Source organism: Flagellimonas sediminis, from assembly GCF_010500845.1.
In the GTDB taxonomy this organism is placed as follows: domain Bacteria; phylum Bacteroidota; class Bacteroidia; order Flavobacteriales; family Flavobacteriaceae; genus Flagellimonas; species Flagellimonas sediminis.
In genome coordinates this window covers 274,018-298,320 of record NZ_JAAAMI010000001.1, presented here as the reverse complement: position 1 = coordinate 298,320, position 24,303 = coordinate 274,018, and the positions used below count along the sequence as shown (strand labels likewise).

Here is a 24,303-nt window from a genome sequence, read left to right as displayed (position 1 = left end):
TAACGTTGTTGTTAGGCAATGGTTTCTTCGGTTGGTTCAGGTTTTCCAGAAATGCGTTCTTGAAGTGCCTGGAACACCACAAAAAGGACGGGCACCACAAAAACTCCCAAAATGGTTCCCACGAGCATACCTCCAACGGCACTCAGACCGATGGATCGGTTTCCGATGGCCCCGATTCCGGATGAAAGTGCCAGTGGCAGCAAACCAAAGATGAAAGCAAAGGAAGTCATCAAAATAGGTCGCAACCTAGCCCTTGCCCCATCTGCTGCCGCTTCGAATAGGGATAGTCCTGCCCGTCGCCGTTGAAGGGCAAATTCCACGATCAAGATGGCGTTTTTCGCCAACAGACCTATCAACATGATGATCGCAATCTGGAAATAGATGTTGTTCTGCAAACCACCCAGGTTGATGAAGAGAATGGCCCCGGCAATACCCACAGGTAGTGAAAGCAAAATGGAAAAAGGCAAAATATAACTCTCGTATTGTGCGCTCAACAAGAAGTACACGAACACCAAACTCAGAATAAAGATGAGGATGGTCTGGGATCCTGCATTGCTCTCCTCACGGGTCAGTCCAGAATAGTCATAGGTATAGGAGGTAGGCAGTACTTGGGCGGCCACTTCCTCAATCGCATTAATGGCATCACCGGTACTGTACCCGGCATTCGGAACCCCTGAAACTTTTACCGAACTCAACAAGTTGAAACGTTCCACTACCTCAGGGCCATAGATTTTTTTAAGGGTCACAAATTGGCTTACCGCTACAGATTCTCCTTTGGCGTTTCTAACAAAAATGTGGTTTAGGGAATTTTCATTGGCACGATCTTCAGGTTTTGCCTGTATCATGACACGGTACTGTTTTCCAAACCTGTTAAAATCGGTTGCGTAGATGCCTCCATAATATCCCTGAAGGGCATTGAATATGTCCGTTGCGGAAAACCCTGCCATTTTCACCTTTTCCATATCGATATCAAGGTTGTATTGTGGGAACCCAGGATCGAATTGGGAAATGGCGTATTGGATTTCGGGACGCGCGTTTAGGGCACCCAAAAATTGATTTTTAACATCGTTGATGGCCAACCAATCCTCACCTCCCTTGCTCTGCAATTGTACCTCAAAACCAGAGTTGGTTCCAAAACCTTGGATACTGGGCGGGGTAAAGTATATAATTTGGGCATCTTTGAAGTTTGCAGAAAGGGCATTTAATTTCTGCATGGTGGCATTTACGGATAGTGAATCCGCTTTCCGCTCACTCCAGTCTTTTAATTTCATGATGGAAAAGGCATAGGATCCAGCACTTACCCTATTCAACAAACTGAAACCTGCCACGCTCATTCGGGCATCGATCACATCCATGGATTCATAAATGGAATCCAGTTTCATGATGGTTTCCTCGGTCTTTTCAATAGTGGTTCCCGGAGGCATGCTAACATTGGCAAAGATAAGCCCCCTGTCCTCGTCAGGTACAAATCCTGATGGGGTGGTTTTGAAGAGATAAATGGCAAGTCCTGTGAAGGCCAACAATAACACTGCAGTGATCCATTTTCGCTTCACTAAACGCCCAACGGTGTTGGTGTATTTATTGGTGATCGCGGTAAATCCAATATTGAAAGACTTAAAGAAACGGGTCATAAAGTTGGATTTATGCCCCTTTTCAGGGTCATGGGGCTTTAGGAACAAAGCAGCCAAGGCCGGACTCAATGTTAAGGCGTTAACAGCCGAGATCAAGATGGCAACTGCCAAAGTGATACCAAACTGCTGATAGAACACCCCTGATGAACCTTGTATAAAGGATACGGGAATAAATACCGCGGACATTACCAGGGTAATGGAGATAATGGCACCAGAAATTTCACCCATGGCTTTTTTGGTGGCACTTTTGGCCGACTTGCCACCTTCTTCCAACTTGGCATGGACCGCCTCCACCACTACGATGGCATCGTCCACCACAATACCAATGGCCAAAATCATGGCGAAAAGCGTCAACATATTGATGGAATACCCAAATATTTGAAGGAAGAAAAAAGTTCCGATAATGGCAACGGGCACGGCAATGGCCGGAATCAGGGTAGACCTGAAATCTTGCAGGAACAGGAATACCACGATGAACACCAAGATAAATGCTTCGATCAGCGTTTGCACCACATGGTCGATGGACGCATCCAAGAAATCCTTTGAATTGAATGGGATTACGTAATCAAATCCTTTTGGAAACTCTCCTTTGGCTTCCGTTAAAATGGTTTCAATTTGATCGATGATTTCCTTGGAATTGGAACCTGCGGTCTGGTATACGCCCACGGCCACGCCAGGATTGCCCATACCGGTGTTTTTCCTGACATAGCTAAAGGCACCTAGTTCAATATCGGCCACATCCTTCAGGCGAAGAAAGCCACCATCATCCGTAGTTTTTAGGATGATGTTCTCGTATTCCTCCACTTCGGAGAGTCTACCTTTGTATTTCATCACATATTCGAAAATACCATCGGCATTTTCACCAATTTTTCCGGTGGCAGCTTCACGGTTTTGCTCTCTCAATGCCGTTTGGATATCGGAAGGCACCAAATTGTAGGCGGCCATTTTATCAGGGGATATCCATATACGCATGGAATAATCCTTGGCACCAAAAACGTTGACGTTACCAACACCCTTAATCCTTTGGAGTTTGGGCACCAGGTTGATCTTGGCATAGTTTTCCACAAAAGTGGCATCATAGTCCTTGTTCTTGGAAAAAATGGAGAAGAACAACAAAGCACTGTTTTGGGCCTTTTGGGTAGTTACACCTGTGTTGATTACTTCCTGTGGCAATAAGCTATTGGCACGGGCCACGCGGTTTTGAACGTTAACCGCGGCAATGTCGGGATCTACACCCAATGCAAAAAATACGCTGATGTTGGCGGCTCCATCGTTACTGGCAGATGAGGTCATGTACGTCATCCCCTCTACACCATTGATTTGTTCCTCTAAAGGAACAACCACACTTTTTAGTACAGTTTCAGCATTGGCACCGGTATAGTTGGCCGTTACCTGAACCGTTGGGGGAGCAATTTCCGGATATTGTTCTACAGGGAGAACACTGAGCCCCAAAATACCCAAGATCAAAATGATCACGGATATTACTGTGGACAGTACGGGACGATCTATAAACTTTTGGAACATATTTTATTGTTCTAATGAGATTGTTGGAATAGTTAGTTGACTGGGTTGATGGCCTGTCCGTCCTTTAGTTTGGAAACCCCTTCGGTAACAAGGGTGGTGCCATCCTCAAAACCTTCGGATACGATGAACTGGGTATCCGTTTGGGCCACTATGGAAAGCGGTTTGCTATTTACCGTATTGTCACTGTTCAACACATACACCATTTTGGTTCCCTGACGGTCTACCGTAACAAATTGGGGAATTACCCATACGCCCTTAAATTGTGAGGGAATCTTGATTGTGCCGGTACTTCCGGAACTTAACAACAGATCTGGGTTGTCAAAATCGGCCCTTAGGGTCACACTTCCCGTGGTTGAATTGATAAGGTTATTGATCATGGCAATTTCCCCTTTTTGTGGGTAGGTTTCACCATTAATCATGACCAGTTCCACTTCCGGGGAAGAATCCGCTAAAATTCCAGTACCAGTAGAGGCCATTTGTTTTTTTATCTGAAGCAACTCCCTTTCGTTCATGGAAAAATAGGCACGCACACCACTAATGTCGGATACCACGGTCAAAGGTTCCCCCATATTGCTGCTGACCAAGGACCCCACTTTGTAGGGAAGCTCACCAATATAGCCGTTAACAGGGCTTACAATAGTGGAGTAGCCGATGTTGGCGGTTATACTGTTATAGCTGCTCTTGGCCTGCTCGAGTTTTGCCTTGGCCGTTTCAAGCTGTACCTGGCTGATGATGCCTTTTTCTACCAAAGGGACCAATTTGTCCACTTCAACTTGGGCCACGTTTACAGAAGCTTGGGCGGCCTTTGCATCTTGTGAAAGGGTCTGTGTTTCCAGTTTGAACAACAACTGCCCCTTTTTTACTTGTTGCCCTTCTTCTACATAAATGTGCTGTACAAATCCAGAGACCTTCGGCCAAATCTCTACATTTTGTTGTCCCTGAATGGATGTTGAATACGTGTTGAATATGGTGAAGTCTTCTTTTTTCAGCTGCATCACTTTCAACGAGGGTGTTGGTGCAGTGACTTGTTGTTGGGTCTTGCTACCACAGGACATCAGTGCTGCGATGGCTGTTAATACGACGATTGACTTGATTGTTTTCATGTATGGTCTAACGTTGTTAGGGTTTTTGTTGGGTTTTATCGTTGGGTCATCAATTTTCTTTTTGTGCTATGGCCTCAAATTTTAAGATGGCATCTTGAAGGAGTTTTTCGCTTCCGGTCATGTAATCTAGATAGATGCTCATTCTTTCCTTACCTTCCTCAAATTTCTTGGGCGAATATTTTTTATGATAGTCCATGACCAAGGTGATAACAGATTTTTCGGACTCCAGGCGTTTTAGATATTCCTGAAGCTTGGTTAGGAAAAAGGTCTTCTTTTTGGCCAGTGTGAAATATCGTCTACGGTCACCTGGCTTGGTAAAATAGGTGATGATACCCATCTTGAGCAATAGGTTCAATGACGTGGAAGTAGAACTTTTACTGGCCCCCCTTCTTTCAAGGCAATCTTCAAAAGTGAGTCCATCTTCATTGGTCAATACCAAAATGGCATAGATCCGGGCTGCCAACGGAGGCAAGTTTTGTTCTTCCTCCAAATGAAGGCCTAGGGTCTCGATAATTTCTTCCTTCGTTTTTTCCATAGATGGATTTTTGAAGAGACAAAATTAACGTTGGTTCGGAACAAACAAAACCAAGCGAACTTAAAATTGTGTTGAAAATTTTAAGCCTTGTTTTAACCAATAAAAAGGGGGATTAAAGTGCGCTCTTGAACTGTTCCAAAAAACGGACATCATTTTCGCTGAGCAAACGGATATCCGAAATTTGATGAAGGAGCAGGGCAATTCGGTCGATGCCCATTCCAAAAGCGAATCCGGAATACACCTCGGGGTCAATACCGCAATTTCTGAGCACATTGGGATCTATCATTCCACAACCCATGATCTCCAACCACCCGGTTCCCTTGGTCATGCGGTAATCGGTTTCGGTCTCAAGGCCCCAATACACGTCTACTTCGGCACTGGGTTCGGTAAAGGGGAAATAAGAAGGTCGCAGCCTGATCTTCGATTTTCCGAACATTTCAGATGTGAAGTATTGCAAAGTCTGTTTCAAATCGGCGAAAGAAACATTTTTGTCCACATACAGGCCCTCCACCTGATGGAAGAAACAATGCGAGCGAGCCGAGATGGCCTCATTTCTATATACCCTTCCTGGGGAAATGGTTCGGATAGGAGGTTGATGGCTTTCCATATACCGCACCTGTACCGATGAGGTATGGGTACGCAAGAGGATATCGGGATTGGTCTGAATAAAAAAAGTATCCTGCATGTCCCTGGCAGGGTGGTATTCCGGTAGGTTCAAGGCTGTGAAATTATGCCAGTCGTCCTCGATCTCCGGCCCCTCGGAAACATTGAAGCCTATTCTTGAAAAAATATCGATGATGCGGTTCTTGACGATGGATATAGGATGTCTCGCCCCAATTTCCATTGGTTCTCCTGGACGGGTAAGGTCGCCGTATTTACCTACTTCGGTCTGGCTCTCCAAGGCCTCTTTTAGGGCATTGACCTTTTCGGTGGCCGCACTCTTCAACTCATTGATGACTTGGCCAAATTCTTTCTTTTGGTCAATGGGGACATTCTTGAACTCGGCAAAAAAGGTGTTCAAAAGTCCTTTTTTTCCTAAATACTTGATTCGGAAAGTCTCTATTTCTTCCTTTGAGGTTGAAGCGAACTTTTCTACTTCTACAAGGTGTTCCTTAATGGTCTGGATCATGTTCAACGGCACTATTGGCCGACAAATTTAGCAAATTGTCCTTGAATATATAGGCCATTAGGAAATGTACCGCGATTCCACCAAAAAAATGCCAGAGCCAATGGGTACCCATAGGAAGCGAGCTCTGCGATTTATCCATGATACGGAAGGTTAGGGCAAGGGCAAAAATCCCGAACGCCAATAGTACCAGAGGGAGGTTTTTTCCATGGGTTTGGAACAGGTACCACACCATTGGCAATAGGACGGTAACGGCACTGATTACATAGCCAAGGGAGATTCGGAGTCCAGCCGGAATGGGAAGAATCCGCATCAAAAAGGAAATACCCATAAAAAGTAAGATTAACAAAGCCCTTTTCCACCAAGGTTTGACGAGCTTTAAAATAAAATGGACCACTAGGGCCAAGCATAGGAACATAATGGGCATCCAGTCCAAACGCAACCAAAATTCATGGCTCCGTGTGGCATGGTATATGGTGCCGCCTATGTAACTTATCCCGATGATCGGAATCATCCATGCAAGAAACAATTGTTGCCTTGGATTTTTGTATACTTTGATCCCCCAGTAAATGATAAGGGCCAAGAAAACCAGATTGCTGAAGGTATTGTATGGCTCCACGGGAAAGCGCCCTTGCACCGTTTCCAGATAAATGGGACCTGAGTCATTCGGAAATTTAAGGGTCATGATGGGCTGATCATTCTATGTGAAAATCTTTCAAGGGAATACCCTAAATTAAACGATTATAGAAAGGTTACTTTTCCATCCGAGAGATCGTACATGGCTCCCACAATGGCAATTTCCCCTTTTTGTTCCATTTCTTTAAGGATGACACTTTGGTTACGGATGTTTTCCAAAGCCATTTCCACATTCTTGACGGCAACTGCATCCACGAAATCAGAATTTTTGGAATTTCGCAATTCTTCATCTTTAGGTTCTTTGGTGGCATAAACTGCCGGTTCAATCTTATTGATCAAAGAGGTAAGGTTGCCCAACCTTGCATGGTCACAGGCACCTTTCACCGCCCCGCAGCTTGTATGTCCGAGAACTACAATCAATTTGGTACCTGCCAATTTACAGGCAAATTCCATGCTGCCCAAGATATCCTGGTTCACAAAATTGCCTGCGATCCTAATACTAAAAATGTCTCCCAAACCTTGGTCAAAAACCAATTCTGCAGATACCCGGGAATCAATGCAACTTAGAATGGTGGCAAAAGGGAATTGTCCATCCTTGGTTTCATTCACCTGCTGCAAAAGATTTCGGTTGGCTTTAAGGTTGTTCTGAAAACGCTCGTTCCCTTCTTTCAAAAATTGAAGTGCCTTTTGCGGCGACATGGTCGATTGCGTTTCTTTGGTATGTGCTTTCATTTGTTGCTAAGCTGATTTTTTGGTTTCTTAAAAAATTCGATATAATCATCGGGATTGTCCACAACTCCTCTTTCCGAGATCAATTTAATATGAATATTCCGGTTTTTGGCCTTGCTGCCAAAATCTTGTAAAATTTCAATTATGTCATTGTCCAAATATTTGGTGTTGACCACATCCAACTCGAGGTAGGAATTTTGGGGAATCTGATCCAATTCCTTAAGGATGGCTCCCTTGTTAAAAAAGGTAACCTCCTCTGCCAACGTCATTTTAATGCGATGTCCGTTATCCCCTTTATCTTGAATATGAAGAAAATGCGAGTTTTGGTAGCTTTTTATCAAAATAACAACAATGCCAACTCCCAAACCAAGGGTAATGCCTACCAAAAGATCCGCAAACACGATTCCTACCACCGTAACAATAAAGGGAACAAATTGTTTCCATCCAGCTTTGAACATGGTCTTGAATAAACTGGGTTTTGCCAATTTATAACCAACAATAAAAAGAATGGCGGCTAAAACGGAGAGCGGGATCATGTTAAGCAAACTTGGAATGATCAACACAGAAGCAAGAAGCAAAAAGCCATGTAGAATGGCAGAGAGCTTTGTTCTGCCCCCAGATTGGATATTGGCAGAACTTCGCACAATTACCTGTGTAATGGGCAAACCACCTATCAATCCCGAAATACTGTTCCCAATACCTTGGGCCAAAAGTTCCCGATTGGCGGGAGTTACCCTTTTTAAGGGATCTAACTTATCTGTAGCTTCTACACAAAGTAATGTTTCCAGACTGGCCACCAATGCCATGGTAAAGGCGGTTATCCATATTTCAGTATTGGTGATAGCTGAAAAGTTGGGGAAACTGAACAACCCAATAAATGAATCGAATCCATCTGGCACAGGTACTTTTACCAAATGTTCCTCGGATATGCCCCATACGGCCTCACCTTTGGTGAATGAATAGTAGACAATGCCCAACACCACAGCGACCAGAGGCCCTTGAACCAGTTCGAAGACCTTTGATTTTTTGCTCAGAACCTGGTTCCATAAAATCAATATGACGAGGGCAACAACGGCAATAAGCGATGCTCCTGGGCTAATGGAATTGACCGTGTTGGCAATTTCACTGAAAGTGTTTTCACCATCCACCTGAAAAAAGGCCCAGTCCCCTTCGGGGTCGGCATCGTACCCGAAAAAATGGGGAATCTGTTTTAAAATGATGATGATCCCAATACCTGTAAGCATTCCTTTGATAACCGAAGACGGAAAATAATAAGCAATGACCCCGGCACGTAAAACCCCGAACAGGATCTGGATAAGACCGCCTAAAACTACGGCGACCAAAAAGTTTTGATAGCCACCCAAGGTTCCAATGGCTGTGAGAACAATGGCGGCCAAACCGGCGGCCGGACCACTTACACCAATTTGGGAGCCACTCAAGGCCCCTACAACGACTCCGCCTATAATTCCGGCAATTAGCCCAGAGAATAAAGGCGCCCCACTGGCAAGGGCAATACCCAAACAGAGGGGTAGGGCCACAAAGAAGACCACTATACTGGCAGGCAGGTCGTTTTTAATATACTTGAACATGGATAAATTAGTTAGGTTTCCATAGGAAATACCCAATGGAATTAGTTAGAAATTGAATTGAAAAAGGCAGGGACTTAGCTCAATTTCTTGGGAGGGGGATCCAAAATTTCCAAGTTATATTCCGCAGCAGGGAATATATAGTCAGTGATACAGACATCGAATTTTTGGGTAGCTTGATAAAGGGACAGTTCGAAAAAATTTTTCAAGTAAAGGTCCAGTTCATCAAAGTTTTTTTCAGCTTCTTCTTTTTTACTGCTTTTTTCTTCTTCGGCTGATCCCGGTACCATCGTTTTCCGCAACTCCTTGTCCAAAAATGGAACAATGGGAGATACCAATAGGCAACCTATCAGCATTAGGGGTAAAACAGAAAAAAGCAATTTTTTTAGCACAGGACCTTTTTTGTAAAAATAGCGAAATATGCGCACCAAGGAACAGTTTTGGCTAAAAGTCCTTGATTTTCTTGATGGTATTGCTCAAAAGCCAACCTGTTTGTCCATCTGCAATCCAGATTTTTTGCCACCCATCCAATTCTTCAAGGACATTCACTTTGGTGCCTTCATGCAGGGTAAAGACCACATCGCTGTTTTGGTTGGGCTCGGAGGAAACCTTTACTTCCTTATTGAACACAATTGCGGGATCATTCTTTTTTTCTTGCTGTTGCTGTAGATATGCCAGCAAAATGCACATGACACCAAGTGAAATGGAAAAGATACTTGTAATAAAGGAAATCCGTTTTTTATTGGCCGAGGACAGGAAAAAGTAGGTCAGGTACAATATAATGGACAATAATACAAATGCCACGGCAAGATATGCCCATTGGTCAATACCAAAAAGATTGACAGTGCTATCGTAAATTTTGGCAATTTCCGTTTTGGGCATGGCCTCAATGGCATCCAATCGCATGTTTTGGGCGTATGCCAGATTATTTAGGATTTCGCCGTCGTTTGGATCTAGCAAAAGGGCTTTTTCGTAATAATAGATACTGGGACCAATGCTGTTCAGCTTGTAATAGCAATTACCCAAGTTAAAGTACAAGGATGCCGAATGTTGCCCGCTTTCCAAAATGGACATATAGTTGTCAATGGCCTTGTTATACTCCCCATTGTTGTAATATTCCGTGGCTTTGGAGAACAAAGTCTCATTTTGGCCGAAGCCAATGGACAAGGAGAAAAGGGAAATTGATATGAAAAATGTCTTTATGCTCATAATTGCTTGTCCAAATTAGAGATTACTTCACTTGCTTTTTCATAATCGTTCTGCATCTGCACATTGGAAAATGGACTATATCGCGCCATTTCGCAACTGGTAAGCAATCCAATGAACCCCTTAATGTCTTCTTGTGCAACCTGCTTGCCTGTTAAAATATTGGTGATTTTTTCCTTGCTGAATTCGGTTGTTTCAATATTCAGTTTGGCTTTCAGGTAGTTATGTAGGCCCTTTTCCAAAGCCACATAGAAGGCTTCCTTGTTGCCCAGATCCCTTTTTGCGGTAGAAAGGTATTTTTTCGCCAATCGGTTGGCCTGTTTGATTTTGTTCCCGACCACATCACCAGCAATGGCTTCTCTTTTCTTGGAGGTGAAAATGGCAATAGGAATCAATAACAGAGGCAGGAAAAGCCACATAAAAAATGATTTGGAACCAAAGAAACAGGATGCTTTGGTTGGGCCAAGATTGGGGTCCAATTTTAGAAAATGGAACTGTTTTCCTGTGGGTACTACCGACTGTTTGTTGACTGCAGATCCAGCAATGGCATTTTCTGATGAGGCCACAGGCCCTTCCATCACCTCAATGTTGATCTCATCGGATTGAAGGGTCACGTACTTGCCAGTTGCAGGATTGAAATAGCTGAACGGGATACTTGGTATAGGGTATTTGCCTCTGAATGATGGTACAATGGTATAATTGTCCGTCACTTTTCCTTCCATCCCAGTACTGCTGGTATTGATGTCCTCTTCATGTTCCGGGTCGTAAACTTCCAGTGAACTGGGAAGTTCCGGTTTGGGCAATTGGAACAATTTCAAGTTTCCTTTTCCGGAAATCTCAACCTTGGCCTGTAAGGATTCAGAGGCATTCAATTGTTCTTTGCTTGTGGTCACGCTGAATTGAAAATCACCTACTGCACCATTAAAATCTGCTGGTTTCCCTTCTTCGGGCAAAGGTTTTACATTGATGGTCCTGTTGCCTGCCGATACCGTTTTGCTGGTTTGGGTATAGATTCTTCCTCCAAAGAAGTCCCTTCGGTTGGTGGGGACATCCACAAAAATTTCCAACGAAAGGGGCTCAATGTCCAGTTGACCTGACTTTTGCGGATATAGCACTACACGTTTCAACACTACATAACGGAAGGGCTTGCCTTCATAGGTTCCATTTTGGGCCGTGTGCTTGGTAACGGGAATATCTTGGCTCCAGAAATTGTTATAGGTAGGATTATCCAACGGGCGATAGTTGGTCACGCTGATATCGGGACTAACATACAATTTGTATACAACAGTGACTGCTTCATTTAGGTATGGGTTTTCCTTGGATACCTCAGCCACTAGGTGAAGGCTTTCATCAGCAACATCATCTGCCGTTTTTTCTCCATTGGGTCTATCCACGGCCGCGGTGACCTCAACCGTTTTGGGTATTGTTTTATAGGTTTCGCCTGCAATTTCTATAGTGGCCTGTTGGATCGTAAAATTTCCTCTTGCCGTTGGAAGAAGAATGTAGGTGTAGGTTTTGGAAAAAGTGCGTTTGCCATTGATCCAAGATGAACTTATGGATTGTGAAGGACCCATGACCACCTTGAAATTTTCAAAAGCCGGTGGAGTAAAATTATCACCATCCTTGTTCATGGTAAAATCCACACGTAGGCGTTCGTTGACCCCGAGCTTTTCCTTGCTGAGGTTCATGGTGAAGGTAACTTCTTCGTCCTGGGCATGGGACATGGTAACCGATAGGAACACCATCGCCAAAAATAGTAGTATGTTGCCCCGTTGTACTTTCATTACCAGTCTTTCTCGTTTTTAACTTTTTGTCCGCGCACCTTTCTGGCTTCCATCTTTTCTTGCACTTTTTTCTCCTCGTTCTGCATGGCCTCTAAGAGGTTTTGGATTTGCTGTTTGGACAATTGGTTGGGTCTGGGTTGTTGCTGTTGTTGTTGATCCTGTGGTTGATCTCCTTCATTGGGTTTTTTCTCTTGTTCCTTCTTTTCATCACCATCCCCTTTTTGGTTCTCTTCAGGTTTGTCCTGCCCATTTTCACCTTGATCGCCCTTATCCTTGTTCTCGTCCTCGTTCTGTTTGCCCTCGTCTTGCTTATCGTTGTCCCCGCCTTCGTTTTTCTGGTCCTTGTTTTGATCTTGTTCTTGATCTTTCTGGTCCTGCTTATCCTTTTTCTGGTCTTGGTCGTTCTTTTGCTCGTCCTGTTGTTTTTCCAACATTTTCTTGGCAAGTGCAAGGTTGTATCTGGTTTCCTCGTCGGTTGGATTGTTTCGCAATGCTTCTTTATAGGCTTCCACGGCCTTTTCGTATTCCTTGTTCTTCATGAACACGTTGCCCATGTTATGGAATGCCTTGTGTTTTTCGGCTTTGTCCTCAGCAGCATCGCCAGCCTGCTTGTAGCGGCCAAACGCTTCTCCGTAACTTTCCCTGTTGTAGTAGGCATTGCCCAGGTTAAATGGGGCAGCTACGTTTTTATCACTTTTGGAAATGGCTCTTCTGTATTCCGCTTCGGCACCCACAAAATCATTGGAAGTAAGCTCTTTGTTAGCTTCGTACGTGAGATTTGTGGAAGCCCTTAAGGCCTTTTCGGCTTCCTTTTGTACCTCCAATGTGGTATCGTCCTGTGCTTGGACCCATCCAAAGCAAAGCAATAGTCCAAACACCAATCTTATCTTAGTCATCACCGTGCTCATTAAAAAGATTTAGTTTTTTCAACCATTGGGTTTTTCTGTCCAGAACGAAGATGTCCAAAAATAAAAATAAAAACCCAGCAGCAAGGAACCATTGGAATTGATCCTTGTACTCCGCGAACTGCTTGGCCTCAAATTCGGTTTTGTCCATCCGGTCCAGTTGTTCTTTGATATATTCCACTGCATCTTCGGTGTTGGAACCATCAATATATTCTCCATTGCCCCGATCTGCAATATCGGCAAGTATGGCCTCGTTCAATTTGGTGATCACCACTTCTCCTTGACTGTCTTTCTTCAGACTTTCTACAATGCCATTCCTTTTGATGGGAATGGGTGCGCCCTTTTCTTTTCCCACCCCAATGGTAAAGATACGGATGCCGTTTTGGGTGGCATTTTCAACTGCCGCTGTTGTGGAACTTTCAGAGTGGTCCTCCCCATCGGAAACAATGAAAAGTACCCTATTGGTCTGTTGGGAATCATCATAATAGGTACTGGCCAGATCAATGGCGGCATCAATGGCCGTACCTTGGGAGGAAAGCATATCGGTATTCATGCTCTGCAAGAACATTTTGGCCGCCCCATAATCTGTGGTGATCGGTAGTTGCGGGTATGCTTGGCCGGCATAGGCGATGATTCCAATTCGGTCGCTTGCCAGTTGGTTGATGATCTCAGAAACGATGCGTTTTGCTTTTTCCAACCGGTTGGGGGCTATATCCTCCGCCAACATACTTTTGGACACATCGATTGCAAAAACAATATCCACCCCTTCCCGTTTTACGGTCTCCAATTTGGTTCCGATCTTGGGGTTTACCAGTCCTAGGATCAAAAAGGAAAGTCCTGCCAGCAAAAAGGCCAACTTGACCGCCGATTTAAAACTGGAACGATCGGGTGCCAAACGCCGGAGCAATTTGGATTTGGCAAAGCGTCTTTGGGTTCTTTTTTTCCAGATTTGAAGAAAAAAGAAGGCCAGGACCATTACTGGGATAATGGCCAAAAGGTAGAAATATATTTTTTCGTCAAACTGAATCATTCCCTAAATAAAACTTTTAAATATGGAATTGCGCAATCCCCATTCCAACAATAGAAAAATGCCCGCCAAAAAAATCAAAGGGCGGAATTTTTCCTCGTACTTGTAATATTTGAATTCCTCTATTTCCGTTTTTTCCAATTTGTTGATCTCGTCATAAATCTCTTCCAAGGATTCGTTGTCCGTGGCGCGGAAATATTTCCCTCCGGTCACACTGGCAATTTCCTTAAGCAGCTCTTCATCAATCTGTACTTCCCTCATGCCATATCGGTAGGTGCCATCGCGGTTATAGCTGATGGGGGAGAGTGCATTTCCGTTGGTGCCCAAGCCAATGGTGTAGGTTTTGATCCCAAATTCCACAGCAAGATCGGCGGCAGTCCTCGGTTCAATGAAACCAGAGTTGTTTACCCCATCAGTCAATAGGATGATCACTTTGCTTACTGCTTTGCTTTCCTTCAAACGGTTTACCGCTGTTGCCAATCCCATACCTATTGCCGTACCATCTTCCAGTTCACCATAGGTGACATCGTTAAGGGCATTCAGCACAATGGTCTTGTCGCTTGTGATCGGGGTCTTGGTATAACTTTCCCCGGCATAGCCAACAATGCCTATACGATCGTTGGGGCGTTCCTTTATAAAGTTGGCGGCTACTTCCTTCAATGCAGAAAGCCTATTGGGTTTTAGGTCGCGGGCCAACATACTGGATGAGACGTCGATGGCCATGACAATATCGATGCCCTTGGTTGTTTTGGTACGGGTGGAAATGTCCTCGGTCTGAGGGCGGGCCAATGCCGTAACAATGGCTGCCAACGCCAATAATCGCATGATGAAAAGTACCGGCTTGGCCTTGGAGGCCCAATTGCTCACTGTAAATCCTTTGATGCTTGAAATGCGAAGGGATGCCATTTCATTCTTCCGCTTGAAAAAATACCATAGCAAAGCCAGTGGCAGCAACAAAAGCAGCCAAAAGAACTCAGGATTTGCAAATTCTATATTTTCAAACATCTATGCCTGTGTTTTTACGTCTAAACTGTTCAATATCCGCTCTACGATTTGTTCCGCATATTCATCCCCATCTTCCCAAGTGATCACCACTTGTTGCATAAAACCTTTTCCACCAAAGGACAAAATATTGTACTTGGCCTTTTTGCCTTTTTGCGCCGGGGTCTCCAAATTTCCGGTTCCGAAGGTTTTGATGCCCTTTACCCCGGACTGGGTGGTAAATTCCTCTTGTTTGGTGATGATGTTCTTGAGTCCCAACTGTTCAAAATTGGAAAGGATGGCGCCAATGGCGGTATCAAAATCGGGTTCCGATTCTGCCTTGTAAGTCACTGAGCTGGTACTCACAGAAAAGATGCCTACATAACTGCCATATGAAAAAGCCTGAAGCTGTTTGATGAGCTCTTCTGTTTCTTTGGGGAGTTTAACCTCCTGACGGACCAAAACATCCGGTGTCTCCAATTGAATCGGGGGGAATCCGTACGAGCTGGAAACCCATTCCCCTTCCAATAGTTCTTTGGTAGGGTAACCAAAAACGGTATCCTTCACTTGTTTGAACCCAAAATAGGCCACTGAGAAGGCACCCCCAAAAAAGACGATTCCTGCAAAAATGGCCGCAGCCCAATAAATGCGCTTGCGTTGTTTTTTCTTGCCTAGTTCCGCCAGATATTCCTCATTCAGCATTAAGTCTTCTTCCGTGGGCTCCGGAAGTGCTTCGTGCGTTTTCACCACAATTTCTTCTACCAATTTTCGATCCTGTTCGGCCACGGAGGTGGCAGGTTTGGACTTGGCAAACTTTACCAAATCTGCGGTCTGCAATATTTTTTGGAACTGGTGGATCGTATCGTCCCCCAATTTCAACTCGCCGGAATCCTTGAGCATTTCCAACTTAGTGATAAGTTCAGAAGTGGTACTTTCCATGGCAGAGAGATGAACATCTTCCTCAAGGTACATCCGAACAATATTGGTCAGCTCGGAATAGTATTGTTTGTATTCGTCTTGGATCAGGTATTTGGAGTTTTCCAATTTTTTGAGTTCCAAAAGTGCCCGATCGTAAGGGGGCAGCAATGCCACTTTTTCCGCTTCGGTCAACGGTTTTTTTCTAATGAAGAACCAATAGACCAATCCGCCGATGACAAGCAGTGCCAATAGGATGATCAGGGCGGTTATCCACATATCGGCTGTACTTCTTTCAACCTCAATCAAGGGTTTAATGTCGTACATCTTCTGTTTGGTGGTATCCACAGCAACATCGGCCACCTTAACGCGAAAGGAATCCGTGAAGATCTGCCTTTCGTTGATGGTGACAATCTGTGGCGGAATGGTATAGGCACCGCTATCAAACTGGGTTAGTGCGTAGATTCTTTGTAGGGTAACTCGATCCTTGTTCCTAATAGTGTCGGCTATGATGGCATCCACGGTCTCCAAAGGAGAAAAGGTCTGCCCCTCCGGAAAATTTACCACGGCTGTGGAATCGGCATCCACGGTAATCGTATAATGGATTTGTTCCCCAATTTTGATGGCAAGGGTGTCTACCTCTGCCTCAACCTTGGGTTCTATTTGCGATACCCCCAGAAAAGGTAGCAGCAAAAGAGCGCCCAAGATGGCCTTTGCAACGCGGCCTTGGATATTTTTCTTATTGCTATGTAAAAATTCACTCCGCATTATCCCCTTCGTTTAAAGTACCCCAATAGTTTTCGCACATAACTTTCATCGGTACGGCAATTGATCACCCCACAACCTGACTTGGTGAAAGAATCGGTGTAATAGGCTACTTTATCTTTATAATACTGTCCGTAAGCGTACCGAACCCGTTTGGATTGGGTGTTCACCAATTGGTATTCCCCGGTTTCCGCATCCTGCATCTGTACCATGCCCAGATTGGGAATGGACTCCTCTCTTTCATCAAATACCCGAATACCCGTTACATCGTGCTTGTTGCCTACAATGCGCAGTGTGTTCTGGTAATCGTCCGCAATAAAATCGGACAGTACAAATACAATGGCCTTTTTTTTCATCACATTGGTCAGGAACTTTAGTGCCTCCGCAATGTTCGTCTTGCTACTTTTTGGGGTGAATTCCAACAACTCCCTAATGATACGAAGCACATGGCTCTTTCCTTTTTTAGGAGGGATATAAAGTTCCACCACATCCGAAAAGAGGATCAATCCCACTTTGTCATTGTTCTGCAAGGCAGAGAATGCCAATGTTGCGGAAATCTCCGTAACGATTTCCTTTTTGAACTGGTTAGACGTTCCGAACAATTCGGATCCACTGACATCGACCATCAGCATCATGGTCAATTCGCGTTCCTCCTCAAAAACCTTAACGAAAGGTTCATTGTATCGGGCGGTCACGTTCCAATCAATGCTCCTTACGTCGTCCCCGAACTGGTATTGCCTAACCTCGCTAAAGGTCATACCCCTACCTTTGAACGTAGAATGATACTCCCCACCAAAAATATGGTCGGACAGACGCCTGGTCTTTATTTCAATCTTACGTACTTTTTTTAGTAGTTCCTTTGTATCCATCTGGTTCAAGAAATAGGTTTTCGGGTTGGTTTAAAGTATAGCTACTTACACCGAGAAACATTGAACCGTTAAGGCACTTCTACCTCGTTTACGATCTTGTTGATGATTTCTTCGGAAGTGATGTTTTCCGCCTCCGCTTCATAGGTAATGCCAATCCTGTGTCTCAGTACATCGTGCACAACGGCCCTGACATCCTCAGGGACCACATAGCCCCTACGTTTGATGAAGGCGTAACACTTGGAAGCATTGGCCAGGTTGATACTACCCCTTGGGGAAGCACCAAAACTGATAAGGGGCTTCAAGTTTTCCAGATTGTATTTTTCAGGGTAACGTGTGGCGAAGATCAGATCGAGAATATACTTTTCAATTTTCTCGTCCATGTACACCTCACGTACGGTATTTTGCGCTCTTAAGATCTGTTCAACGGAAACAACCGCCTTAATGGGCTCCGTATCGCCTTTGAGGTTTTGCCTAATGATGAGCTGCTCCTCATTAAGCTTGGGATAGTCAATAACGGTCTTGAGCATAAAACGGTCTACCTGCGCTTCTGGCAGCGGATAGGTTCCTTCCTGTTCCACTGGGTTTTGGGTGGCCATGACCAAAAAGGGTGCGTCCAGCTTAAAGGTTTCGTCCCCAATGGTCACCTGCTTTTCCTGCATGGCCTCCAAAAGGGCCGATTGCACTTTCGCAGGTGCTCTGTTGATCTCATCCGCCAACACGAAATTGGCAAAAATGGGTCCTTTTTTGATGGAGAAATCATTTTCCTTGATGTTGTAGATCAACGTACCGATCACATCGGCCGGCAAAAGATCGGGGGTAAACTGGATCCGGCTAAAACTACCTTTAACGGCTTTGGCCAACGTATTGATGGCCAATGTCTTTGCTAGTCCGGGAACACCTTCCAAAAGAATATGTCCCTTTCCCAAGAGACCGATCAACAATCGTTCCACCATGTGGTTTTGGCCAACGATGGCCTTGTTCATTTCAGTGGTAAGAAGATCGATAAAGGCACTTTCTTGGGCAATTTTCTCATTCACAGCACTAATATCGATAGTAGTGTTTTCTTCCATTATAAATTCCAGTTGTTTGGTATTACTGTCAGTGATTTTGCTAGGGTGTGCAAAATGAAAATTTATTTAGAACCTACCTGTTAATTAATGGTTAAAAAAAACGCTAAACCCCTAGTTTTATGAAGGATTTAAGGGTTTAATTTTATACTTTCATCCGATATGCAAAAGAACAAGAATTTTTCCAGAATCATCTCTGGAACCATGACGTGGGGAAGTTGGGGAAAGAAACTTTCCAAAAAGGAAATGATTGAACTGATGCACCATTGCATCGAAAATGGATTGACTACCTTTGACCATGCCGATATTTATGGTAGTTATTCCACCGAGGCGGATTTTGGCAAGGCCTATGCCGAAAGTGGGATAAAAAGGGAGGATATTCAATTGATTTCCAAATGTGGGATTCAGTTGACCCGGGGTAGGGACAACAAGATCAACCATTATCAATATGATAAGGAGTACATCATCTGGTCGGCCGAGCAAAGCTTGAGAAAGTTGAACACTGAGTACTTGGACCTGCTCCTGATGCACCGGCCAAGCCCTTTGATGGAACCTTTTGAAATGGCCGAAGCCCTCCAGTACCTCCTCGATAGTGGAAAAGTTAAACAGATTGGGGTGTCCAATTTTACCCCAACCCAAGTGGCCATGTTGGAAAAGGCCATTCCCGTTTCGGGCAACCAGGTGGAATTTTCACTTACCCATGACCAACCCATGTACGATGGAACTTTTGATGATTGCATCGCCAATAATAGACTGGCCATGGCTTGGAGTCCACTGGGCAGCTATTTTAGGGACAGTGACAAGCAGACGAAAAGAATCAAAAAGGCAATGGAACCTTTGGAGGAAAAATATTCCGCCAATGCAAGCCAGTTGTTGTTGGCCTGGATATTGAAACACCCTGCCAAAATTTATCCGGTCATCGGCACAACGGATAAGAAAAGAATTAAACAATCCGCCAAAGCTGCGGAGATAGATTTGGAGCTTCAAGATTGGTTTTCCCTTTTGGTGGCAAGCCAAGGTCATGATGTGCCATAAGAAGAAGAAAGAAAATGAGTAAAACAGCTTTGATTACAGGTGCCACTAGTGGCATCGGAAAGGCCACGGCAGAACTTTTTGCCAAAGAGGGATTCAAATTGATTCTTTGTGGACGTAGACAGGAACGATTGGATGAACTTAAAGAAGCACTTGGAGAGGAAACGGAAATCTTCACGCTAAACTTTGATGTACGGGATCGTGAAGCCGTTTTTTTGGCCATTGAAAAGCTACCGGATGATTTTTCAAGAATCGATATTTTGATCAATAACGCGGGCAATGCCCATGGTCTCGATCCTATCGATAAAGGCAATCCCGATGATTGGGAGGCCATGTTGGACATCAATGTAAAGGGATTGTTGTATATGTCCAAAGCGGTACTGCCCCAAATGGTGGAACGCATGTCCGGGCACATCATCAACATTGGGTCCACAGCAGGGAAGGAAGTATATCCGAACGGAAATGTGTATTGTGCCAGCAAACATGCCGTGGATGCGATCAACCAAGGGATGCGCATGGACCTGAATGCCTATGGCATCCGCGTTGGGGCGGTAAACCCGGGATTAGTGGAAACGGAATTCAGCGATGTCAGGTTCAAAGGAGATAAAGAAAGGGCGTCCAATGTTTACAAAGGGTTTCAGCCCCTGAAGCCAGAGGATATTGCGGACATCATTCATTTTGTGGTCACAAGGCCCTATCATATCAATATTGCGGACCTAATCGTTATGCCCACGGCCCAGGCCAGTAGCACCATCGTCAAGAAAAATCTATGATCAACAAACGCCTACTCGTAAAAAACTTACTGGCACACAACGATGAGAACAGTTTTTACGACAAAAAGCGTTTTATATCCATAGGAGAAAGGGAGGGCAAGGCAAAATTCTTAAAGCATGTCTGTGCCCTGGCCAACAGTAACCCCAATAATAATTCATTTATCGTCATTGGCGTGGAAGATGCCGATAACGAAATTGTTGGAGTGGATTTCTTTGACGACAGCAAGATCCAAAATTTGGTTAATGCCTATTTGGATAATCCCCCTATTATTTCCTATGAAAACATCCCATTTCCCCATTTGCCGGAAGGAAAGGTAGTGGGCCTGGTCACCATCCGATCTAATGGAAAGGTTTGTGCCCTTCGCAAGAACATTTGGAAATATTATGGGGGATCCGTTTTCTTTAGGGAAGGCAGTATAAGCCTGCCTAAGGCCTTTGGTGTGGAGTTGAAGGACATCAATTCTGAAAAGGTGGCCACCATAGAACAGCATGCCCGCAACAATATTGAACTCACCTTGGATGCGGTGATCAATTTCATCAATACCCGACATCCGGACCTTACCAGCGATTACAAGGTGTTCAAGGAGCAGTTTGTGGTCTGTTGGGCAGGAAACAAAAAGAAGGTGAAGAACAAGACCTACTATTCCCGTGTGGATATAGAACTTATCAACGAACAGGTAAAATTGTTCTATTCCGCTCTGGACGAGATCACGATCGAATACAACGAGGATACCTTCAGTACGGTGGAATATGTGCAACTGGGTTTGGGAACGCAACAAAAATATTATCCGTTGGAAGAAATGACGATCACCTTTTCCGAAAATGGCAAATACACCATTAACAGCAAGTTGATATTTGAGCCGCCCCAGTTCGATAAAAAGACCCTGTACCATGTCTACAATACCAACAATTCCCTGTTGAAAAAACTGGAAAGCAATATCCCCCTCACGGCTTCGGAACATGTAGATGTAACTCACATGCCGGCCACCTACCTGATCTGTTACTTCAACGGTTTTGAGGAGGCCAAGGAGCAAATGGACCGATCACGCGAAATTTTGAAAGAATACGATAGAAATGTGTATCTCTCCCTAAAGGAATCGCAGCGCATCCTGAGAAAAGTGAAGTACAGTTAATTAATCCCTTTTCAACCAGATCAACTGATAGGGAGCTATTTCCAGAAGACCACTTTTCATGACCAATTTGCGGTCAGATACTAAATCCAAGGGGTCGCCTTTGGTGAAATAGCCCAATCTTTTGATCCAACCCGTTTCGATTACCTGAGCGTTTTCGTCAAAATTGCAAAGAACCAGTAGACCTTCACGAACGTTGCCCCTTTTTTCGAATACTAGGATATGGTCATTGCCCGTATGGCAAAGAGAAAGGCTGTTGTTATCCGCAAAAACAGGATTACTTTTTCTTATGTTGATCAATTTTTGAAGCGTATGATAGATCTTGGATTGGGGCAGATTCCTGTTGTCCAGTTTTGATATCGTATCCCAATCTTGCATGGGTCGGTTTACCCATCGGCTATCATCCTTTTTGGAATTGTCATTTCGGAAGGAATAATCGTTGAGCGTACCTATTTCGTCCCCAGCATAGATCAAGGGAATACCACCAAATGCAAGGATAATGCCATGCAACATAACAATTTTGTTGATGGATTCCGTAATCAACACGTCATCCTTCAGTTCCAGTGCTTTTTCCAGCCCTAACAATGAGGCCGAACTACCAGTAATGCGACCATCCCCGGTTTTGGGATTGTACATGAACATGAGGCCTTTGGACGGCGACCAATCCAAATGTTGGCAATAATAATCGAGCAGAAACTTGCGGTGCATATCAGGGTTCCAGCCCAATTCCTGGATCAATTGGTTTTCGTAACCAAGGCCAATGTCATCATGGCAACGGATGTAGTTGATCCAGGTACAATCTACGGGTTTTGGTGGCACATGGTCCAAACTTTTGTAAAGCAAAGAGGTTCTTTTGGTGGCGATGGAATTCCAGAGCAGGGCCATAAGCGAGGCGTTATAGGCCACCTCACATTCATTGCCTCTTTTTTGGTCTTCCCCAAAATATTTGATGATATCGGTTGGGGCTACAATGGCCTCTGCCAAAAGAATCACCCCTGGTGCCACAACCTGAAGACACATCCTGAACAGGGCAACCAGATCATGCGCCTCTGGAAGATTTTGCGAGATGGTCCCCATTTTTTTCCAAAGAAAAGCCAATGCATCAAAACGGACCACATCGACACCAAGATCGGTCAACTTTACGAGGTTGGTGAGCATTTCCAAAAACACTTCGGGGTTGGTATAGTTGAGGTCCCATTGGTAACTGTTGAAAACGGTCATGACCCACCGATTCATCTCGGGGACATAGGTAAAACTACCAGGTGAGGTTTCGGGGAACACCTCGGGAAGGTTCTTTTCGAATTCCGAAGGAATAGTGTAATCCTCAAAAGTGTAATAGTACCCTTGGTATTTTTTATCGCCTTTCATGGCCTTTTTTGCCCATGAAAATTCGTTGGAAGTATGGTTCACCACAAAATCCAGCATGAGGTACATCCCCTCTTTTCGAAACTCGAAAGTAAGGGCCAAAAGATCTTCCTTGGTTCCATACCTTTTGTCGACCTGAAGATAGCTGTTCACGGCATATCCACCATCACTTTCACCTTTGGGGCGAGTGGTGATGGGCATCAAATGCAAAAAATTCACTCCCAAATCCTTAAAGTAGGGGAGCTTTTCCTTTAGGCCATTGAGGTTTTTGTTGAAGTGCTCCACATAGAGTTGCATACCCATGATTTTTTCGGACTGGTACCAATTGCCCGAATTCAATCTTTCAAGATCCTGTTTTTTCAATTCCGATGGTCTCGAAGCATACAATCTGGAGAGCAGGTCCATCAACTTTTGAAAATGAGCTTTGTGGTGTTCATCAGGATAGAGGGAGGAAAACAAGTTTTGGATCAAGGGCAGGTTGGCCGCCAACCGAAGGTCGAAAAGCGCATCGGCATCCTTTTGTTTGAGCTGCGTGGCAACTAATCTATGTATGTTGGCCTGGTTCATTTATACTTCGAGCTGGTCTTTGGTGGGCAAAGCCACAATGGCCCCAAAATTGGTGGTGGTAATGGCCCCTGCCTTGTTGGCCTTTGCGACCATTTTTTCGAGCAAGGCAAAGTCTTCAAAAACAGGGTCAAAGTTCCCAAGATTCGAAATCTGGTTCAATAGGCATCCGATGAAAGCATCACCGGCCCCAGTAGTATCCACAGGCCTTACCTCAATACTAGGGATGATTTTCTTCATTCCCTGGGCACTCAAAAGAGTTCCTTCGCCGCCCAAGGTTACGGTTATGATCCGTGTCCCCACTTCATGAAGGACATCGCAGGCTTCGTGGATATCCGATTTTCCGGAAAGCAATTGGGCCTCTTCCTTACTGAACTTGCACAAATGGGATTTTTCTATGAAAGGCATGCATTTTTTGATGAAGACTTCCTGTTCATCTTTCCAAAGGTCTTCCCGATAATTGGGATCAAAACTGATGAACATTTCCTTGGTGAGTCCATCGAACAGATATTTGCCATATGCCTTTTCCAAGGAGCCTCCCAAAAGGGCCGTAGCGGCACCCAAATGTAGAATGTTTCCTTTTAAAGTTTTTCTAAGGTCATGGTCATATTCCAGTTCTTTATCGGCTCCTCGACTAAAGACAAAATCCCGCTCCCCGTCCTCTGCCAAAGAAACGAATGCCAAGGTGGTAAAGGTTTTGGACAATTGGACGAGGGAAATATCTACCCCTTCATGTTTGAGCACATCGAGCAGGAATTTTCCAAAAGGATCGTTCCCAACACATCCTATAAATATTCCCTTTCCCCCAAGTTTGGAAATGGCACAGGCCACATTGGCGGGGGCTCCCCCTGCTTTTTTGGTGAATTGCACAGCTTTGGAAAGATCACTTCCCTGTTTTTCGGCAACAAAGTCGATCAATGCTTCACCAATACAGAATACCTTCTTCATTTTTTATGGAATTATCCTAAGGTACATAGAATTTTGTACCGCGACCAAAAATAGGCATCGCTTTTTAAATGACCTGTAATAATCCGTTGATAAACTTTGCCC

21 protein-coding genes are annotated in these 24,303 nt (G+C 44.5%); 3 read left to right on the top strand and 18 right to left on the bottom strand.

Features of this window, described 5'->3' with window-relative positions; translation table 11 throughout:
* Nucleotides 1-11: 11 nt before the first annotated feature.
* From GTK07_RS01330 to GTK07_RS01255, 16 genes are all read right to left on the bottom strand, one after another.
* Nucleotides 12-3,155, bottom strand: coding sequence for an efflux RND transporter permease subunit (locus GTK07_RS01330; protein ID WP_163632187.1), 3,144 nt, complete (start codon nucleotides 3,153-3,155; stop codon nucleotides 12-14).
* A 32-nt stretch (nucleotides 3,156-3,187) separates the two neighbouring features.
* On the bottom strand, nucleotides 3,188-4,258 hold the full coding sequence (locus tag GTK07_RS01325; protein WP_163632184.1) for an efflux RND transporter periplasmic adaptor subunit: 1,071 nt from the start codon (nucleotides 4,256-4,258) through the stop codon (nucleotides 3,188-3,190).
* A 49-nt stretch (nucleotides 4,259-4,307) separates the two neighbouring features.
* Nucleotides 4,308-4,793, bottom strand: a complete 486-nt coding sequence (locus tag GTK07_RS01320) for a GbsR/MarR family transcriptional regulator (protein ID WP_163632181.1) — start codon at nucleotides 4,791-4,793, stop codon at nucleotides 4,308-4,310.
* A gap of 112 nt (nucleotides 4,794-4,905) precedes the next feature.
* Complete coding sequence (pheS, locus tag GTK07_RS01315; protein ID WP_163632177.1) at nucleotides 4,906-5,922, bottom strand: phenylalanine--tRNA ligase subunit alpha; 1,017 nt, start codon at nucleotides 5,920-5,922, stop codon at nucleotides 4,906-4,908.
* Nucleotides 5,906-6,604, bottom strand: a complete 699-nt coding sequence (locus GTK07_RS01310) for a hypothetical protein (protein WP_203583697.1) — start codon at nucleotides 6,602-6,604, stop codon at nucleotides 5,906-5,908. Before GTK07_RS01310 ends, pheS begins: the two co-directional genes overlap by 17 nt.
* Nucleotides 6,605-6,660: 56 nt before the next feature.
* Nucleotides 6,661-7,287 carry a carbonic anhydrase family protein gene (locus tag GTK07_RS01305; RefSeq protein ID WP_163632174.1) on the bottom strand — a complete coding sequence of 209 codons (627 nt, stop codon included), beginning with the start codon at nucleotides 7,285-7,287 and terminating at the stop codon, nucleotides 6,661-6,663.
* On the bottom strand, nucleotides 7,284-8,873 hold the full coding sequence (locus tag GTK07_RS01300) for a SulP family inorganic anion transporter (protein WP_163632171.1): 1,590 nt from the start codon (nucleotides 8,871-8,873) through the stop codon (nucleotides 7,284-7,286). The genes GTK07_RS01305 and GTK07_RS01300 overlap by 4 nt, the downstream gene beginning before the upstream one ends.
* A gap of 74 nt (nucleotides 8,874-8,947) precedes the next feature.
* The gene (locus GTK07_RS01295) at nucleotides 8,948-9,262 is read right to left on the bottom strand and encodes a hypothetical protein (protein ID WP_163632168.1); all 315 of its coding nucleotides are present in this window, start codon (nucleotides 9,260-9,262) and stop codon (nucleotides 8,948-8,950) included.
* 52 nt (nucleotides 9,263-9,314) lie between these two features.
* Complete coding sequence (locus tag GTK07_RS01290; protein ID WP_163632165.1) at nucleotides 9,315-10,079, bottom strand: tetratricopeptide repeat protein; 765 nt, start codon at nucleotides 10,077-10,079, stop codon at nucleotides 9,315-9,317.
* Nucleotides 10,076-11,860 (bottom strand): BatD family protein, encoded by a 1,785-nt coding sequence (locus tag GTK07_RS01285; protein WP_163632162.1) that lies wholly within the window; start codon nucleotides 11,858-11,860, stop codon nucleotides 10,076-10,078. The genes GTK07_RS01290 and GTK07_RS01285 overlap by 4 nt, the downstream gene beginning before the upstream one ends.
* Nucleotides 11,860-12,756, bottom strand: a complete 897-nt coding sequence (locus GTK07_RS01280; protein ID WP_163632159.1) for a tetratricopeptide repeat protein — start codon at nucleotides 12,754-12,756, stop codon at nucleotides 11,860-11,862. Before GTK07_RS01280 ends, GTK07_RS01285 begins: the two co-directional genes overlap by 1 nt.
* Complete coding sequence (locus tag GTK07_RS01275) at nucleotides 12,749-13,795, bottom strand: VWA domain-containing protein (RefSeq protein ID WP_163632155.1); 1,047 nt, start codon at nucleotides 13,793-13,795, stop codon at nucleotides 12,749-12,751. The genes GTK07_RS01280 and GTK07_RS01275 overlap by 8 nt, the downstream gene beginning before the upstream one ends.
* Before the next feature lie 3 nt (nucleotides 13,796-13,798).
* Nucleotides 13,799-14,797, bottom strand: a complete 999-nt coding sequence (locus GTK07_RS01270; protein ID WP_163632152.1) for a vWA domain-containing protein — start codon at nucleotides 14,795-14,797, stop codon at nucleotides 13,799-13,801.
* Complete coding sequence (locus tag GTK07_RS01265; RefSeq protein ID WP_163632149.1) at nucleotides 14,798-16,456, bottom strand: BatD family protein; 1,659 nt, start codon at nucleotides 16,454-16,456, stop codon at nucleotides 14,798-14,800. It lies immediately after the preceding gene.
* On the bottom strand, nucleotides 16,456-17,322 hold the full coding sequence (locus GTK07_RS01260) for a DUF58 domain-containing protein (protein ID WP_163632146.1): 867 nt from the start codon (nucleotides 17,320-17,322) through the stop codon (nucleotides 16,456-16,458). Before GTK07_RS01260 ends, GTK07_RS01265 begins: the two co-directional genes overlap by 1 nt.
* A 68-nt stretch (nucleotides 17,323-17,390) precedes the next feature.
* Nucleotides 17,391-18,392 (bottom strand): AAA family ATPase, encoded by a 1,002-nt coding sequence (locus GTK07_RS01255; RefSeq protein WP_163632143.1) that lies wholly within the window; start codon nucleotides 18,390-18,392, stop codon nucleotides 17,391-17,393.
* Between the two features lie 159 nt (nucleotides 18,393-18,551).
* Between GTK07_RS01255 and GTK07_RS01250 the strand changes: the two genes are divergently transcribed.
* Genes GTK07_RS01250 through GTK07_RS01240 form a run of 3 tightly spaced genes read left to right on the top strand, consistent with a single transcriptional unit; the run spans nucleotide 18,552 to nucleotide 21,327 of the window.
* A complete protein-coding gene (locus GTK07_RS01250; RefSeq protein WP_163632141.1) occupies nucleotides 18,552-19,424 on the top strand; it encodes an aldo/keto reductase in 873 nt (290 codons plus the stop codon).
* Nucleotides 19,425-19,438: 14 nt separating this feature from the next.
* Nucleotides 19,439-20,194: an SDR family NAD(P)-dependent oxidoreductase gene (locus GTK07_RS01245; protein WP_163632138.1), complete on the top strand. Its 756-nt coding sequence runs from the start codon at nucleotides 19,439-19,441 to the stop codon at nucleotides 20,192-20,194.
* The gene (locus GTK07_RS01240) at nucleotides 20,191-21,327 is read left to right on the top strand and encodes an ATP-binding protein (RefSeq protein ID WP_163632135.1); all 1,137 of its coding nucleotides are present in this window, start codon (nucleotides 20,191-20,193) and stop codon (nucleotides 21,325-21,327) included. The genes GTK07_RS01245 and GTK07_RS01240 overlap by 4 nt, the downstream gene beginning before the upstream one ends.
* Here the strand turns inward: GTK07_RS01240 and GTK07_RS01235 are convergent, their stop codons facing one another.
* Nucleotides 21,328-23,256 carry an alpha-amylase family protein gene (locus tag GTK07_RS01235; RefSeq protein ID WP_163632132.1) on the bottom strand — a complete coding sequence of 643 codons (1,929 nt, stop codon included), beginning with the start codon at nucleotides 23,254-23,256 and terminating at the stop codon, nucleotides 21,328-21,330. It lies immediately after the preceding gene.
* Entirely contained in the window at nucleotides 23,257-24,201 is a 945-nt protein-coding gene (locus GTK07_RS01230) for a carbohydrate kinase family protein (RefSeq protein WP_163632129.1), read from the bottom strand. It abuts the gene before it with no gap.
* Nucleotides 24,202-24,303: the final 102 nt, after the last annotated feature.

What these genes read in the sequence shown, in the direction of transcription:
- GTK07_RS01265 (WP_163632149.1), bottom strand. Translation starts at nt 16,456, where the DNA reads ATGCGGAGTGAATTTTTACATAGCAATAAGAAAAATATCCAAGGCCGC.
- GTK07_RS01300 (WP_163632171.1), bottom strand. Translation starts at nt 8,873, where the DNA reads ATGTTCAAGTATATTAAAAACGACCTGCCTGCCAGTATAGTGGTCTTC.
- GTK07_RS01275 (WP_163632155.1), bottom strand. Translation starts at nt 13,795, where the DNA reads ATGATTCAGTTTGACGAAAAAATATATTTCTACCTTTTGGCCATTATC.
- GTK07_RS01310 (WP_203583697.1), bottom strand. Translation starts at nt 6,604, where the DNA reads ATGACCCTTAAATTTCCGAATGACTCAGGTCCCATTTATCTGGAAACG.
- GTK07_RS01290 (WP_163632165.1), bottom strand. Translation starts at nt 10,079, where the DNA reads ATGAGCATAAAGACATTTTTCATATCAATTTCCCTTTTCTCCTTGTCC.
- GTK07_RS01245 (WP_163632138.1), top strand. Translation starts at nt 19,439, where the DNA reads ATGAGTAAAACAGCTTTGATTACAGGTGCCACTAGTGGCATCGGAAAG.
- GTK07_RS01230 (WP_163632129.1), bottom strand. Translation starts at nt 24,201, where the DNA reads ATGAAGAAGGTATTCTGTATTGGTGAAGCATTGATCGACTTTGTTGCC.
- pheS (WP_163632177.1), bottom strand. Translation starts at nt 5,922, where the DNA reads ATGATCCAGACCATTAAGGAACACCTTGTAGAAGTAGAAAAGTTCGCT.
- GTK07_RS01325 (WP_163632184.1), bottom strand. Translation starts at nt 4,258, where the DNA reads ATGAAAACAATCAAGTCAATCGTCGTATTAACAGCCATCGCAGCACTG.
- GTK07_RS01255 (WP_163632143.1), bottom strand. Translation starts at nt 18,392, where the DNA reads ATGGAAGAAAACACTACTATCGATATTAGTGCTGTGAATGAGAAAATT.
- GTK07_RS01240 (WP_163632135.1), top strand. Translation starts at nt 20,191, where the DNA reads ATGATCAACAAACGCCTACTCGTAAAAAACTTACTGGCACACAACGAT.
- GTK07_RS01280 (WP_163632159.1), bottom strand. Translation starts at nt 12,756, where the DNA reads ATGACTAAGATAAGATTGGTGTTTGGACTATTGCTTTGCTTTGGATGG.
- GTK07_RS01330 (WP_163632187.1), bottom strand. Translation starts at nt 3,155, where the DNA reads ATGTTCCAAAAGTTTATAGATCGTCCCGTACTGTCCACAGTAATATCC.
- GTK07_RS01260 (WP_163632146.1), bottom strand. Translation starts at nt 17,322, where the DNA reads ATGGATACAAAGGAACTACTAAAAAAAGTACGTAAGATTGAAATAAAG.
- GTK07_RS01270 (WP_163632152.1), bottom strand. Translation starts at nt 14,797, where the DNA reads ATGTTTGAAAATATAGAATTTGCAAATCCTGAGTTCTTTTGGCTGCTT.
- GTK07_RS01320 (WP_163632181.1), bottom strand. Translation starts at nt 4,793, where the DNA reads ATGGAAAAAACGAAGGAAGAAATTATCGAGACCCTAGGCCTTCATTTG.
- GTK07_RS01305 (WP_163632174.1), bottom strand. Translation starts at nt 7,287, where the DNA reads ATGAAAGCACATACCAAAGAAACGCAATCGACCATGTCGCCGCAAAAG.
- GTK07_RS01235 (WP_163632132.1), bottom strand. Translation starts at nt 23,256, where the DNA reads ATGAACCAGGCCAACATACATAGATTAGTTGCCACGCAGCTCAAACAA.
- GTK07_RS01285 (WP_163632162.1), bottom strand. Translation starts at nt 11,860, where the DNA reads ATGAAAGTACAACGGGGCAACATACTACTATTTTTGGCGATGGTGTTC.
- GTK07_RS01250 (WP_163632141.1), top strand. Translation starts at nt 18,552, where the DNA reads ATGCAAAAGAACAAGAATTTTTCCAGAATCATCTCTGGAACCATGACG.